11 protein-coding genes, 1 tRNA gene and 1 pseudogene are annotated in these 14,158 nt (G+C 65.6%); 8 read left to right on the forward strand and 5 right to left on the reverse strand.

Annotation, left to right across the window (positions count from 1 at the left end; all coding sequences use genetic code 11):
- Nucleotides 1–6: 6 nt before the first annotated feature.
- The 3 genes from ACVISU_RS23345 to ACVISU_RS23355 all read left to right on the forward strand — a co-directional run bounded on the left by ACVISU_RS23345 (nt 7) and on the right by ACVISU_RS23355 (nt 2,760).
- Nucleotides 7–1,512, forward strand: coding sequence for a flavin-containing monooxygenase (locus ACVISU_RS23345; RefSeq protein WP_456708439.1), 1,506 nt, complete (start codon nt 7–9; stop codon nt 1,510–1,512).
- A gap of 115 nt (nt 1,513–1,627) precedes the next feature.
- Nucleotides 1,628–1,704: transfer RNA gene (locus ACVISU_RS23350), tRNA-Arg, on the forward strand.
- A gap of 285 nt (nt 1,705–1,989) precedes the next feature.
- The gene (locus ACVISU_RS23355; protein WP_456710884.1) at nt 1,990–2,760 is read left to right on the forward strand and encodes a tetratricopeptide repeat protein; all 771 of its coding nucleotides are present in this window, start codon (nt 1,990–1,992) and stop codon (nt 2,758–2,760) included.
- 106 nt (nt 2,761–2,866) lie between these two features.
- On the opposite strand, the pseudogene ACVISU_RS23360 reads toward ACVISU_RS23355, so the two are convergent.
- A pseudogene (locus ACVISU_RS23360) lies at nt 2,867–3,581 on the reverse strand (hypothetical protein).
- A 321-nt stretch (nt 3,582–3,902) separates the two neighbouring features.
- On the opposite strand from ACVISU_RS23360, the gene ACVISU_RS23365 reads away from it, so the two are divergent.
- The 3 genes from ACVISU_RS23365 (at nt 3,903) to ACVISU_RS23375 (ending at nt 8,211) form a co-directional block, all read left to right on the forward strand.
- Nucleotides 3,903–5,447: an aspartate ammonia-lyase gene (locus tag ACVISU_RS23365; RefSeq protein WP_456708440.1), complete on the forward strand. Its 1,545-nt coding sequence runs from the start codon at nt 3,903–3,905 to the stop codon at nt 5,445–5,447.
- A gap of 196 nt (nt 5,448–5,643) precedes the next feature.
- Entirely contained in the window at nt 5,644–6,732 is a 1,089-nt protein-coding gene (locus tag ACVISU_RS23370) for an FAD-dependent oxidoreductase (protein ID WP_456708441.1), read from the forward strand.
- A gap of 9 nt (nt 6,733–6,741) precedes the next feature.
- Entirely contained in the window at nt 6,742–8,211 is a 1,470-nt protein-coding gene (locus ACVISU_RS23375; protein WP_456708442.1) for an FAD-binding oxidoreductase, read from the forward strand.
- Between the two features lie 15 nt (nt 8,212–8,226).
- Here ACVISU_RS23375 and ACVISU_RS23380 read toward each other — a convergent pair whose 3' ends face one another.
- Entirely contained in the window at nt 8,227–10,062 is a 1,836-nt protein-coding gene (locus ACVISU_RS23380) for a di-heme-cytochrome C peroxidase (protein WP_456708443.1), read from the reverse strand.
- Between the two features lie 260 nt (nt 10,063–10,322).
- Here ACVISU_RS23380 and ACVISU_RS23385 point away from each other — a divergent pair, with 260 nt between their 5' ends.
- Complete coding sequence (locus ACVISU_RS23385; protein WP_456708444.1) at nt 10,323–11,012, forward strand: alpha/beta hydrolase family protein; 690 nt, start codon at nt 10,323–10,325, stop codon at nt 11,010–11,012.
- An 87-nt stretch (nt 11,013–11,099) separates the two neighbouring features.
- Here ACVISU_RS23385 and ACVISU_RS23390 read toward each other — a convergent pair whose 3' ends face one another.
- Complete coding sequence (locus ACVISU_RS23390; protein ID WP_456708445.1) at nt 11,100–11,882, reverse strand: SDR family oxidoreductase; 783 nt, start codon at nt 11,880–11,882, stop codon at nt 11,100–11,102.
- 39 nt (nt 11,883–11,921) lie between these two features.
- Complete coding sequence (locus ACVISU_RS23395; protein WP_456708446.1) at nt 11,922–12,896, reverse strand: ketopantoate reductase family protein; 975 nt, start codon at nt 12,894–12,896, stop codon at nt 11,922–11,924.
- A 167-nt stretch (nt 12,897–13,063) separates the two neighbouring features.
- On the opposite strand from ACVISU_RS23395, the gene ACVISU_RS23400 reads away from it, so the two are divergent.
- Entirely contained in the window at nt 13,064–13,864 is an 801-nt protein-coding gene (locus ACVISU_RS23400; RefSeq protein WP_456708447.1) for an enoyl-CoA hydratase-related protein, read from the forward strand.
- Nucleotides 13,865–13,879: 15 nt separating this feature from the next.
- Here the strand turns inward: ACVISU_RS23400 and ACVISU_RS23405 are convergent, their stop codons facing one another.
- A complete protein-coding gene (locus ACVISU_RS23405; RefSeq protein ID WP_063695254.1) occupies nt 13,880–14,143 on the reverse strand; it encodes a hypothetical protein in 264 nt (87 codons plus the stop codon).
- Between the last annotated feature and the right edge of the window lie 15 nt (nt 14,144–14,158).

Below are 14,158 nucleotides of genomic sequence, written 5' to 3' on the forward strand. Positions count from 1 at the left end.
CAGGGCATGTCTGCTCATTTCGACGTGTTGATCGTGGGTGCCGGGCTGTCGGGCATTGGCGCCGGCTATCATCTGAAGACCAATTGTCCGGACCGCAGCTACGCCATCCTCGAAGGCCGCGATTGCATCGGCGGGACCTGGGACCTGTTCCGCTATCCCGGCGTCCGCTCCGATTCCGACATGTACACGCTCGGCTATTCGTTCCGGCCGTGGACCGAGCCGAAGGCGATCGCCGACGGCCCGTCGATCCTGAACTATGTGCGCGAGACCGCGCGCGTGTACGGCATCGACAAGAACATCCGCTTCAACCATCGCGTCGTGCGTGCCGACTGGTCGTCGGCCGACTCGCAATGGACGGTCGAGGTCGAGCGCGGGCCGGAGAAGACGATCGAGCATCTCACCTGCAACTTCCTGTTCATGTGCAGCGGCTACTACAAATATGAGCACGGCTACACGCCTGAATTCCCCGGCATCGCCGATTTCGCCGGCCGCGTCGTCCATCCGCAGAAGTGGACCGACGACATCGACTATACGGCCAAGAAGGTGGTGGTGGTCGGCAGCGGCGCGACCGCGGTGACGCTGGTGCCGGAGATGGCCAAGACCGCCGCTCACGTCACGATGCTGCAGCGTTCGCCGACCTATGTCGTGGCGCGGCCGGACGAGGACAAGGTCGCCAACTGGCTGCGGGCGCGGCTGCCGGCAAAGCTCGCCTACGGCCTCACCCGCTGGAAGAACGTCCTGTTCGGCATGTATTTCTACCGGCTCTGCAAGCGCGATCCGGAGCGCGTGAAGAAGCTGATCCTCGGCGGCGTGCGCCACGCGCTCGGTCCCGACTACGACGTCGCCACCCATTTCACGCCGCGCTACAATCCGTGGGACCAGCGGCTCTGCCTGGTGCCGAACGGCGATCTCTTTCAGTCGTTGCGCAGCGGTCGATCGTCCGTTGTCACCGACGAGATCGAGACCTTCACGCCGGGCGGCATCAAGCTCAAGAGCGGCAATGTGCTCGACGCCGACGTCGTGGTGACCGCGACCGGTCTCGATCTGCAGGTGCTCGGCGGGCTCGAGATCAAGGTCGACGGCGCGCCGGTCGATCTGTCGAAGACCATGAACTACAAGGGGCTGATGTATTCGGGCGTGCCGAACCTTGCTGCTGCCTTCGGCTACACCAATGCGTCCTGGACGCTGAAATGCGACCTGACCTGCGAATATGTCTGCCGCATGCTCAATCACATGAAGGCGAATGGCTACGCGCAAGTCACGCCGCGGCGGAACGATCCTGATGTGACCGAGCTGCCCTGGGTGGATTTCTCCTCGGGCTATATCCAGCGCGCCGCCGCCAGGTTCCCCAAGCAGGGCTCGCGCCGGCCGTGGCGGCTGTACCAGAACTATGCACTCGATATCATGACGCTGCGTTTCGGCTCGCTGAAGGACGAAGCGATCGAGTTTCTGCCGGCGCGCCGGGCCGGCGCGGCGAGTGCCGCCGCGAATCCGGCCCGGCAGGTGGCGTAGCGCACGCAGCGCCGAACTCGCGCAACGCACGCCCCAGTGTGGCGTGGGCTGGCGATCACCCGGTAGCTCTGCTATGGGAGGGCGGCGCCCGCATGCTTCGGCTTGCGGGGGGTGCGGTCCCGTAGCTCAGCCGGATAGAGCGACGGTTTCCTAAACCGTAGGTCGGAAGTTCGAGTCTTCCCGGGATCGCCATTTTCCGCCTGGCCCGCTCCGCAGGTCGGCAGCCCGCCTGTTCGCAGCTTCCTTGCGCCAATCGATGGCTGATTCCGAGATTCGGCTCCATGACCGGCGGAGTTGCGGTCGGCGCAGCACTGCAATGTCGCAAGCGTGTGCCGCCCGGGCGCGACTTTCGCTGGACGCTGCGTCGGCCGCAGTGATAACGGCTGCGAAAACCATCTCATGACGGGCCGCATGCCGAAACCTCCGCCTCCTTCCCATCGCGGGCCCAGCCCATCCCCGGTTCTGCAGCGCGCGATGATGGCGTTGCAGATGGGGCAGGTCGTCGAAGCCGAGCGGCTGGCGGCTGAGGTGTTGAAGGCAAACCGGAACGATGTCGGCGCGGCCTCGATCCTGGCACGGGCGCTGATGGCCCAGCGGCGCAACGAGGAGGCGATCGCGCCGCTCGAGCGCGCCACGCGCCGCGTCGAGGATGCCGGCCTCGAGACCCTGCTCGGCGCAGCGCTCGCCGGCGCCGGTCGCCGCAGCGAGGCGATCGATGTGTTGCGGCGAACCACCGCGCGGCGGCCGCCGTTTCTTCCGGCATTTCAGGAACTGGCGGGACAGTTGGCCTCGGCCAGCCGCTTCGACGAGGCGGTGACCGTCGTCGAGAGCGCGCTTGCTCTCGCGCCCGCGAGCCTCGAGTTGCAGCTCTTGCTCGGACAGATCCTGCCCCATCGCAATGAGCGCGGCCGGGCGCGCACGATTCTGGAGAAGCTGCGCACCGCGGTGCCGGGGCATCCCGACATTCTGGCCGCGCTCGCGCGGGTGCTGCTGCTCGACGGCGAATATGCGGCCGCGGCGGATCTCTACCGTCAGGTGCTGGCGCAGCGCCCCGATGATCCCCTGGCGCGGACCAGCTTCTCCGCCTGCCTGCTGGAAATGGGCGACCGCGCGGCCGGCGAAGCCAATCTGCGACTTGCGTTGCGCGGCCGGCCGCAAATGATCGGCCGCACGGCATCCGCGCTGGTCATGTCATCGCATGGCCGCTTCTTCTTCCGTCCCAGCGCGGTTGCGAAGTTTCTGAGCTAGGCAAGGTTCGGGCACAAGCTGCGCCACACACTCAGTGTCGTCCCTGCTTGCGCATTGCTTGCGCAGGGACGTCGGATGGCAGGAGCGCGCAACGCGGCCGCTCGCGCTAGGTCCGGAACTGGCGGCGATAGAGCCCGGGCTCGCGGGCCATCCGGTTGGACAGTTCCTGCGCGCGCGACGTTTCGTCCGGCGTCATCGGAGCGGTCTGCGCAACCCAGTTCTCGCGCTTCACCGGAAAACATTGCGCAACCGGCGTGCCCCTGGGCAGGACGCCGCTGAAATTGGGTGTCGTGCCAGCGCGCCGGGAAATGAATCCAGCTGTCGTGAAACAGGTCGCAATCGACCATTCCGGTCAGCGTGGTGAACGGCAGGTCGAACCGGTTGACCGGATGCGTGAAGAACAGCGAGTAGCCCGCCGGCGCCTCGATGGTCCATAGATTGATGAACTTGATGAGGAAGCGATCGTGTTCGAACAGCGGCGAGCCGATCACCTGGCTTTCGTCATGGAATCCGATCGGCGAACGCGGGAATTCGAGAACGCCGCCGGACGGAAGGTCGTTGTCCCATGTGATCTCGCCATTCTCGATCTTGAGGTCGCAGATCAGCGGCATCAGAAAGCCCGATGTCATCGCATCGACGAATGGCGGGCAGCGCTTGACGGTATCCTCCTCGCGATTGCTCATCGCATTGAAAGCCTGCGTCGGCATCGATTTGAGCCATCCGGGAAGGCCCAATGAGGCGGGCACCGGCGGCGGAATCTTGCCTTCGAGCTCCGCCGGGCAGCGGAATTTGATCGCTATCGCTTCGTTGTTGTTGGACACGGCTTGGCCCTTGGTTCGTTCAGTGTCGGCAGCGCCCTTGCGCCAGTCGATGCTGATCTAGCACGCGATGACGGGGCAGAGAAAGCAGCCGCATCTCGCGCAGGGCGAGCCGCGGCATGGAGCTATAAGTTGTTGTTATCATGACGGATAAGGCAACCCTTCGATTCTGGCTGCGGCGCGCATGCCGATCCCGTTTCAACGCGCCTTTTCGTTCGCCGGTGTGCAAGACTTCACCGATGGGCATTGGCTTTCGATGCCCATCGGGCGCATCATGGCCGGTGTCGCTGACGACAAGATCTGCGAGAGGTAACGGAGAGACCGATGGCCGAATCGAAAGTTGAGACCGTCAACACTGCAGGCGCCGCACCCCCCTCCGGCGACAGCGGCAACGTCAGCGAGCTCGCGATCGCGACGGTCCGCACCGTGCCGATCGAGCAGGCGCAGTCCCGCACCGAGCACGATCTACTCGGCGAGGACGACGTGCCGGCCAATGCGCTGTGGGGCATCCACACCAAGCGCGCGGTGGTGAACTTTCCGATCACCGGCGTGCCGGTCGGCCATTTCCCGGAATTCGTCCGCGCGCTGGCGCTGGTGAAGCAGGCGGCCGCCCGCGCCAACAAGCGCCTCGGCTATCTCGCGCCGGAAAAGGCCGACGCGATCGACCGGGCCTGCACCCAGGTCGCGACCGACAAGGTCTATGCCGAATCCTTCGTCGTCGACGCGATCCAGGGCGGAGCCGGCACCTCGACCAACATGAACGCCAACGAGGTGATCGCCAACGTCGCGCTCAAGCTGATGGGCAAGAAGCCCGGCGATTATCACACGCTGCATCCCAACGACGACGTCAACATGGCGCAGTCGACCAACGACGCCTATCCGACCGCACTGCGGCTCGCGGTGATCTTTGCCACCCAGCCGCTGGTGCGGGCGCTGGATGACCTTGCCTATGCGTTCAAGGGCAAGGCCGTAGAGTTCGCCGACGTCCTCAAGATGGGCCGCACCCAGCTGCAGGATGCGGTGCCGATGACGCTCGGCCAGGAGTTCGACGCTTTCCACGCCACCGTGAAGGAGGACGTCGCCCGGCTGAACGAGATTTCGAGCCTGTTCCGCGAAGTCAATCTCGGCGCCACCGCGATCGGGACCGGCATCAATGCCGATCCACGCTACGCGGCGCTTGCGGTCGAGGAATTGTCGCGGCTGTCGGGCCAGCCGATGGTGCTGGCGTCGAACCTGATCGAGGCGACCTCCGATCTCGGCGCTTTCGTGCTGTTCTCCGGCGTGCTGAAGCGCGTCGCGGTGAAGGTGTCGAAGATCTGCAACGACCTCCGCCTGCTGTCGTCGGGGCCACGTACCGGCATCGGCGAGATCAGGCTGCCTGCGGTGCAGGCCGGCTCGTCGATCATGCCGGGCAAGGTCAATCCGGTGATTCCGGAGGTGGTCAACCAGGTGGCGTTCCTCGTGATCGGGCACGATCTCACGGTGACGATGTGCGCCGAAGGCGGCCAGCTCCAGCTCAATGCCTTCGAGCCGACCATCGGCTATTGCGTGTTGAGCTCGCTGCGGATGCTGACGGCGGCGGTCGATACGCTGACCAAGCGCTGCGTCGACGGCATCGAGGCCGACCGCGAGCGTTGCCGCAGCCTGGTGCAGGGCTCGATCGGCCTGATCACGGCGCTGGCGCCGGCGCTCGGCTATGAAGCCTCATCGCGGGTGGCGCGCCGCGCGCTGAAGGAGAACCGCTCGGTTGCCGACATCGTGCTGGAGGAAAAGCTGCTGACCGAGGAGCAGCTCAACCAGCTGCTCGAGCTCGAAGCCATGACCCGCCCGGCACGCCGGCAGCCGGTGCCCAAGTTGAAGGAAAGTTGAGAGCAGGCGTTACGGATCCCGCCCGACGAACATCCGTTCTGACCGTTGCAGGACGGACCTGCCGGCCGCATGCCGACGCGTCCGTGATGACGCTTTGTGAAGCCGGTCACACGTCCATCGGAGATGTATGATACGATGAAGCAACTTTAGATAATTGATGTACCGCGCTCGCGGCACAGGGATTGCGAGGTTTGCCATGGCCACGCCCAACCTGCCGACGCCAGATTTCGCCTTCGATCCCAATCAGCCCGGCTCCTGCATTGCAGGCGTGCGGCCTTATCGCAACGGATCGTACCGGCTGGATGCCGAAACCATCTCGCAGAAGTTCGTCGTGCATAACTACGGCCATGGCGGTGCCGGCATCACGTTGAGCTTTGGCTGCGCCGCAAAGGTCCGCGACATCGTCAGCGATCATCTGGCCGCAAGCCGTGGGGTCACCGAAGCCGCCGTGCTCGGCGCCGGCGTGATGGGTCTGACCGCCGCGACATTGCTGCTCGATCTCGGGCTCAAGGTCACGGTCTTTTCCGATCGCGCGCCGCTCGAGACCACCTCCGCCAAAGCCGGCGGCCAGTGGGCCGTTTCGGTGGTGGAATTCGCCGGCAAGGAGCGCGAGCTCACCGACATCATCAAGAGCGCCTATCGTGCGTTCAAGGATCGGATCGGGCAGGGGTTCGGCGTGTTCGAGCGGCCGAACTACACCGCGACGCGCGCGCACAATCTCGACATCGTGCTGCAACTCGCGCCCGGCCTGATCCCGCCGCGACAGCCGCTGCAGCGCTTGCCCTTCGCGCGCCACACCAAACCCGGCTTCGTCTATCAGACCCTGCTGATTGAGCCCCCGGTCCTGCTCACCAAGCTGAAGGCCGACCTCGACCAGCGCGGCGTCAGCTTCGCGTCGAAGCAGTTCGTCAACCGCTCAGATGTCCTCGCCAGCGTTCCGCAGCCGATCATCGTCAACTGCACCGGGCTCGGATCGATGACGCTGTGGAGCGACACCAAAATGATGCCGATCAAGGGACAGCTTGCGTTGCTGCGGTCGCAGCCGACGCTGCAATATCTCTACGGCCAGAACGGCTACCTGTTCCCGCGCGGCGACCACGTCGTGATCGGCGGCACCTTCGAGCCCGGCGTCAACAACGAGGCCCCGGACAAGACGGTGTGCCAGGGCCTCGTCGATCACATCGCCTCGCTGTTCGGCAGGGCGCCGGCGAGACCGCTGCCCGACATCCATATCCACAACCCCGCCCACGCGCCGATCGTCAACCCGGCAGTTCCCGAGGTCTGAGGGATCGCCATGGAACATCCGCTTCGCGTCGGCGAGTTCTTGCCCTCCGATACGCCGGTTGCGGCCGTCGACGCCGAGATCGCCTCGCCGCCGGCGCAGGCCGTGGCACCGCTGCCGCCATTGCCGAACCTGCCGGCGACCGACGTTCAGTTCCTCCGGCCGCAGGACGCGCACTATGCGGATTACCTGCCTGCCGCGAGCAAGCGCATGCAATTGGCGCCAGCGCTTCGTGCAGTCTGCAAGACCGAGCACGCGGTTGCCGTGATGGTCGACTGGGTGCGCAGTAACGGATTGAGCTTCGCCGTTCGCTGCGGCGGGCATTCCTATGAAGGCCTGTCGCAATCGTCCGGGGTTGCGATCGACGTGCGCGGATTGCAGCAGATTGTGGTCGACAAGGCTTCGAACCTCGTCACGGCAGGCTCCGGCGTGTCGCTGTACGCGCTCTATTCGGCGTTGGCCGCCGAGGGCCTCGCACTGCAGGCAGGGAGTTGCCCAACCGTCGGCATCTCCGGCCATCTCACCGGCGGCGGCCACGGCCTGCTCGCGCGCTCGCATGGACTGACCTGCGACGGCCTGCTGCAGGCGAACGTCGTCGATGCCCAGGCGCGTGTGCTGCAGGCCAATGCGACATCGGGGCCGGACCTCTGGTGGGCTTGCCGCGGCGGCGGCGGTGGCAGCTTCGGCATCGCGACCGAGTTCAAGATCGAGGTGTTTTCCTTGAAAACGGCGCGGGTGTTCGGTGTCTCCTGGAAGCTGTCGCAGGCCCACGCCGCGCAATTGTTCGCCGCCTGGCAGGACTGGGCGCCGAATGCGCCGTCGAACATCACCTCGATCATGAAGGTCGGTCCGGCCGGCCAGGGCCTGATCACGATGCGTTGCATCGGCCAGTCGGTTGGCAGCGAGAGCGAGCTGCGCAGCGAACTCCGGCGATTGACGGCGGTGCGACCGCCGTCATCGGCGCTATCGGTGCAATCGCTCGCCTTCCTCGATGCGGTCAAGCACTTTGCCGGACCGCTCGCCTACGAGTCGGTGCTGATGAAGGCGAAGTCGGACTATGTGCTGACGCCGCTCGCCTCCGACGGCATCGAAGCCATGATGGCGGCGCTCGCGCCGATCGTGCCGGGCGGCATCGTGCTGCTGTGCGATTCCTACGGCGGTCGGATCGCCGATGTTGCCGCCGACGCCACCGCATTCCCGCGCCGCGCCGGCACGCAGTACTGTATCCAGTATTTTTCGAGCTGGAGCCGATCCGCCGACACCGCGGCGCGTCTCGCTGACGTCGCTGGAGTCTATGCGGCGATGCGCCCCTTCATGCCCGGCGCGTCCTATGTCAATTATTGCGATCTCGACCTCGACGACTATGCGTCAGCCTATTGGGGCGACAACCTCGCCCGCTTGGTCGCGGTGAAGCAGCAATATGATCCCGATGATCTATTCCATCACGCCCAGAGCGTGCCGCTCAGCGTCCCGGCGGCATGAGGAGCAGGCCGAAGCTCAAAGCGTCTTGATGAACTCGATCAAAGCGCGGCGCTCGCCTTCCTTCAGCTCCGGTCCGATCACGCCGAGGCGCTTCTCGTTCGAGAATTCGTGTCCGGAATTGCTGTTGCCGCGCTTGGCGGTGTCGAGCATGAAGGCGTTCTTGATGTTGTCCTTCCAGACATAGCCGAGATCCCTGGGATCATACTCCCGGTTGCCGAGATAGAAGGTCGCGGGACGTTCCTTCACCGGCGACAGCAGCGCATAGATCGTCGGCACCGATCCATTGTGCAGGTAAGGTGGCGTCGCCCAGATGCCGTTGAGCGGCCGGACCTTGTAGGCGGGCGGCGCCTGGATATCGTTCGGCCGGTAGCCGTTGATGCGCTTGCGATCCTCGGGTGGGATCTTGTTCTGGTCGTACCAGGTGTCGACGGTCTTCTCGACGAGATCGCCGAGTGCCGGCCCGAAGCTGCCATCCTTGATCTTCAGATTGGCCGGCGTCTCGACGGTACGGCTCGCGAGGCCCTCGGCCTGTGCGCTGTCGGTGCCGATATGGCTGATCGGAATCATCTCGACGTCGAGCAGCGGCTGGCCGGCGTCGTTCTTGATCCAGCGCTTCTTGTCCTTGAACAGCGCGAGGGCTTCGCTCGGCGGCAGCGCCTTGCTGTCGATCGCGGGGCCGTGGCACCCCTGGCAGTGCGTCTTGTAGAGCTCGCCGCCCTTCGTCGCGATATCCATGTTGATCTGCCCCAGGATGCCCTCGGGCCATTTCGGCGACGCCAGGCCGCCAAAGCCCTTGTCCTCGCTGGGCGGTTCGCCGGCGATCATCCGCTCCATCTCGTGCAGGACATCGATCCGCGCGCTCGACTTGAAAAGGCCCCTGGACTCGTCGAGCAGATTGAGCTCGGCGCTGACGCCGAGCGCCTCGCCGGCATTGCGCACCATCGGCTGCATGATCGAACCGTCATACTGCACCCAGCTGAACCACGGCGCGTTCCAGATCCGCGGGAAATGCACCGGCGCCGAGTGCGAGGCGTAGTTGTTCGGATTGTTCAGGTCGATCGAAAACACCTGGTTGCCGATCCGGTTCAGCGCGTCGAGCCGTGCATAGCCTTCCTCGACGCTGTTGGCGGCGACCTTGGTCTCCAATGCGTTGATGTTGGCATATTGCTTCAGCACCAGATCGAGCTGGCCGCGCAGCGCCATGCGCTCGTCGAGGCTGGCATCCTTGCCGAGGATCTCGTCGGCGAAGCGCGCGAAGCGGCCCGGCCAAAACCGGGTCAACAGCAGCGAGACGCCGACGCTCTTCTGGAATTCGAACAGATTGGTGTTGGCGGGCCCGCCGTCGATCACGACCTCGGTGCCGCGATAGCTGAAGCTTCCGGTGTGGCAGGCGGAGCAGGTCAACCCGACCCCGTTCATGTCGGCCTTGCTGTGCGGGTTGCGCCACGGCGCGCCGTTGGCATCCGCCATCGGGCCACCTCGCGCAAAGCCGATCGGCAGTGCATCGGGGCTACCCGGAATCACGGTGTCGGGAATAAAACCGAAGCGGCCGAGATAATTCGCCTCGCTGAGCCGCGGTGCCGCAGTGAGCAGCGGCCAGACCGTCGGCTGCTCCAGCGCCATGAACCACTCAAGCGGAATGCCGAACGTCCGCGTGCCCTGGTCGGCGTGATAGAACCAGCGCAGCCGTTCGGCGCTGACATTCTGATCCAGCCACACCGTCTTTGCCGGCGGCTGGTAGTCGACGACCTCGACGCGGAAGCCGCTCACGACAGTTTCGATATCGTCCTTGAGGTAGAGGACGCCGGCGACAATCAGCAGCCCGATGAAGAAGATCGTCTTGCGAGGCATGCCCCGTCCCCCAATTCGCGGTACCCGCGCGTCATATTGATGAGATATTAAAAATCGCCGAAACAGGTTCGCGTTAAGCGTGTGATGTGCCGCGCACCATCCTACAGTGGCGGCTCTCGGTCAAACAACGGAAATGTTGCAAAGGAAATGTCGATCGGCTGTGAGCCAGTTCATTTGCAGCGCAAGCGGCGCGGCGGCATTTGCGCGCATGGCTTCCTGCGGCTAGAAATGACGGAGCAACAACTCCTCGAGATGTCGTCTTGAACGCATCAGGCGCAAAGCCGCTCACGATCACGGTCTCGGACGACAACACGGTGTCCGCGCTGCTGCTGCGCCCGGCGCAGGCGCGTAGCGCCTATGTGTTCGCGCATGGTGCCGGCGCCGGCATGACCCATGCCTCGATGGAGACGATTGCGGTCGGCCTTGCCGAGCGCGGCATCGCGACCTTGCGCTATCAGTTTCCCTACATGGAGAAAGGCAGCAAGCGGCCCGATCCGCCCGCCGTCGCGCAGGCGACGGTGCGCGCCGCGGTGGCGGAGGCCGCGCGGCGTTGCGGCGAACTGCCGCTGTTCGCCGGCGGCAAGTCGTTCGGCGGGCGCATGACCTCGCAGGCGCAGGCCAAAGCACCGCTGGCCGGTGTGCGCGGGCTGGTGTTCCTCGGTTTTCCCCTGCATCCCGCCGGCAAGCCGTCGAGCGAGCGGGCCAAACATCTCACCGGGATCAAGATCCCCTTGCTGTTCCTGCAAGGCACGCGTGACGCGCTGGCCGAGCTCGATCTGCTCGAGCCCGTGGTGAAGGGGCTGGGTGCGCGGGCAACGCTGCATCTGGTGCAGGAGGCCGACCATTCCTTCCACGTCCTGAAGCGCTCCGGCCGCAACGATGGCGAGGTGATGGCCGAGGTGCTGGACGCATTCGCGGCCTGGGTCACGAAGCATTCATGGGATTCGTAGCCCGGATGGAGCGAAGCGAAATCCGGGATCGGTCCTTCCGTCTGTGACACCGTTCCGGATTGCGCTCCGCTCCATCCGGGCTACGCGTCAGCTTGACGTCGCGCCGCCATAGATCCGGTCGCGCAGGCGGCGCATGCCGGCCAGCCAGCGCTCGCGGTTGGTGGCCTTGCGCTGCATGTATTCCTGCACCTGGGGATGCGAGAGGATCAGGAAGCGCTCCTCGGCCATCGCCTCGATCACCATCCGTGCCACTTCACCGGGCTGCAGCACGCCGTCGACGCGCGCGGCACTCGGGCCCGGCGTCGTCATCCCGGTCTGCACCGATTGCGGGCAGAGCACGGAAACGCGGATGCCGCGATCGCCATACTGGATGGCGAGATGTTCGGCGAGCGCGACTGCGGCGTTCTTGGTCACGCCGTAAGGCATCGAGTTCAGCGAGGCCAACAGTCCCGCCGCGGACGCCGTATTGAGCAGATAGCCGGAGCCACGCGCCAGCATGCCGGGCACCAGCGCACGCGCGGCGAACACGTGGCTCATCACATGCACGCGCCAGCTCACGTCCCAGTCGGCATCGGACGCGGTTTCCTGGCCCTTGCGCGACAGCCCGGCATTGGAGAAGAACACGTCGACCGGGCCGTACTTGTCCTCGGCCGCCGCGATCAGCGCCTTGACGTCCTCCTCGAGCCCGACATCGGCGGTGACCGCGAGCCCGTCAATGTCGCCGGCGACGCTGGCGAGCCGGTCGCGCGATGTCTTGAGATCGGCGACCACGACGCCGCGCGCGCCGGCGTCCGCATAGGCCCGCGCCACTGCTTCGCCGATCCCGCTGGCGCCGCCGGTCACGACGCAGACCTTGTCCTTCACGTGCATGGTTCGATGTCCCTGCTTGTTATCGCCTTGTCCGGATTGTCAGCCCTGATACAGCCCCTTGTCACGCGCCTTCTGGATCGCGAGCGCGGCCATCAGGTCGAGCATCGGGGTCGGAATCCCGGCGGTGCGGGCAAACGCCGCTGGTGCCCGCACCAGCACATCGATCTCCATGGCACGGCCGAGCTCGTAATCCTGCAGGATCGACGGCTTGTGGTCCGGCGCCGGCCCCGAGCGGGTGACGCGCCTGACCTCGGCAATGTAATGCGTCGCCACCGCGTTGGCCTCCTCGAGCAGGCGCGGGATCACGTCCTGCATGTCGGGATCGTCGCGGACGCCGCGCGCGGTCAGTCCCGTCAGCAGGCAGAGCACCGACATCGACATGTTGGTCAAGAGCTTCGACCAGATCGTCTCGCGGATCTCCTTGACCTCGGGCGATTCGATCGCGGCGTCGTTCAGCGCCGCGCGAAGCGCGACGATGCGCTCGCTCTGCCGATCGTCGCATTCGCCGATCAGGAGGCGGTTGCGGTCCGGCGACAGGTTCGCGGCAACGCCCGGCGCGATCACCTCGTTGGAGGAGAAGATCACGCCGCCGATGATCCGCTCCTTCGGGATCGCGGCGCGCAGGGGCCCGCCGGGATCGAGGAAGCCGAGATCAGGAATGGCGGGATGCTGCGGCGGCAGGCCGAGATCGTACCACCAGGGAATGCCGTTCTGCGCGAACACGACCATCGTGTCGCGTCCAAGCAGTGGCGGAAGTCCGGTTGCGAGCGCGGCGAGGCCGGTCGCCTTCAGCGTGCTGATGACGACGTCCTGCGGCCCGAGCTCGGCAGGATCGGCCGACGCCTTCACCTGCGCGGTGACGCTGCTGTCGCCGACCTTCAGCGTCAGCCCGTTGGATTTGACCGCGTCGAGATGCGGCCCGCGCATCACGCAGGACACATCGTGGCCGGCGTGTGCCAGCCGGACCGCAAAGTGGCTGCCGACGGCGCCCGCGCCGAAAATGCAAATACGCATCAGTGGAACAATTCCTTGCAAGCTGCCGCGTCAGTTTCCACAAGCGTGGGGCATTACGCAACCCGCCATGCATGCGGCGCGACCGTGCGCCCTCGAAAGTGATGGATCAAGTCATCTCTGCTCGCCATAGTGGCCGCAAGAGCAATGCCGAACGAGGGAGAACGTTCATGTCGGCCAGTCCAGTCCTGTGGAGCCTCGATGCGCGCGGGGTCGCCACCGTCACGCTGAACCGGCCCGAGGTCAACAACGCCTACGACGGCGCGCTGATCGCGGGCGTGCTGGCGGCGATCGACGATCTCTCGGCCAAGCCGGTGCGCGTCGTCGTGCTGAACGGCAACGGCAAGCATTTCCAGGCCGGCGCCGACCTGAAATGGATCAACGGCGTGCGACCGAAATCATCTGAGGAGAACGAGGCGGCGTCGCGCGCCACATTCGAGGCGGTGCAGCGCCTCAACACGCTGCCGGTGCCGACCGTGGCGCTGGTGCAGGGCGGCTGCTTCGGCGGCGGCACCGGCGTGATCGCGGCCTGCGATATCGTGATCGCGGCCGACAACGCGCTGTTCTCGATCACCGAGGTGCGCTGGGGCCTGACCGCTGCGATCATCATCCCGCAGCTTTGCGACGCCATCGGCGTCCGCCAGGTTCGCCGCTACGCGCTGACCGGCGAACGGTTCGGCGCCGAGGATGCGCGGCGCATCGGCCTCGTCCACGAGGTGGTGCCGCTGGCCGATCTCGAAAGCGCCGGCGCCAAGGTCGTGGAGCAGTTGCTCGGCAACGCCCCGGATGCGATGGCCGAGACCAAGAAGCTCGCGATGGAGAGCTCGTTCGGCGGCATGGCGGTGGACGATGTGGCCTACAAGCGCCTCGTCCATCTGCATTCGGCCAAGCGGCAGACCGCCGAGGCCGCCGAAGGGCTGGCGTCCTTTGCCGAGAAGCGCGCGGGTAGGTGGGGCGGCGGCAAGGCGTAAGCCTCGCCGCTCAGCTCAACAGCCGCGGCAGATGCCGCGCATGCTGCGATAGACCTCCTCGTCGTCGCGGCGCATCTGCTGCAACTGATCGAACGTCTTCGATTCGCTCGACTGCGTGATCGGTGGCTCGGGCTTGCGCTTGGCCGCCAGCTCCTGCTCCTGGCGATGGTAGCAGGCCTCGCGCTCCGCCTTGGCCTCGATGAACCGACAGGTCTCGACCGCCGTCGCGGGCGTCGCGACGATGATGAGACCGAGCGACACTGAGATCAGGAGTTTCAAGCGGGCGATCCTTTC

The organism is Bradyrhizobium sp. USDA 4452, assembly GCF_054063575.1.

Bases quoted from the DNA above. Each gene is read 5' to 3' on its own strand.
- ACVISU_RS23370 (WP_456708441.1), top strand. From the start codon at position 5,644: ATGGCCACGCCCAACCTGCCGACGCCAGATTTCGCCTTCGATCCCAAT.
- ACVISU_RS23365 (WP_456708440.1), top strand. From the start codon at position 3,903: ATGGCCGAATCGAAAGTTGAGACCGTCAACACTGCAGGCGCCGCACCC.
- ACVISU_RS23355 (WP_456710884.1), top strand. From the start codon at position 1,990: ATGGCGTTGCAGATGGGGCAGGTCGTCGAAGCCGAGCGGCTGGCGGCT.
- ACVISU_RS23375 (WP_456708442.1), top strand. From the start codon at position 6,742: ATGGAACATCCGCTTCGCGTCGGCGAGTTCTTGCCCTCCGATACGCCG.
- ACVISU_RS23345 (WP_456708439.1), top strand. From the start codon at position 7: ATGTCTGCTCATTTCGACGTGTTGATCGTGGGTGCCGGGCTGTCGGGC.
- ACVISU_RS23390 (WP_456708445.1), bottom strand. From the start codon at position 11,882: ATGCACGTGAAGGACAAGGTCTGCGTCGTGACCGGCGGCGCCAGCGGG.
- ACVISU_RS23395 (WP_456708446.1), bottom strand. From the start codon at position 12,896: ATGCGTATTTGCATTTTCGGCGCGGGCGCCGTCGGCAGCCACTTTGCG.
- ACVISU_RS23400 (WP_456708447.1), top strand. From the start codon at position 13,064: ATGTCGGCCAGTCCAGTCCTGTGGAGCCTCGATGCGCGCGGGGTCGCC.
- ACVISU_RS23380 (WP_456708443.1), bottom strand. From the start codon at position 10,062: ATGCCTCGCAAGACGATCTTCTTCATCGGGCTGCTGATTGTCGCCGGC.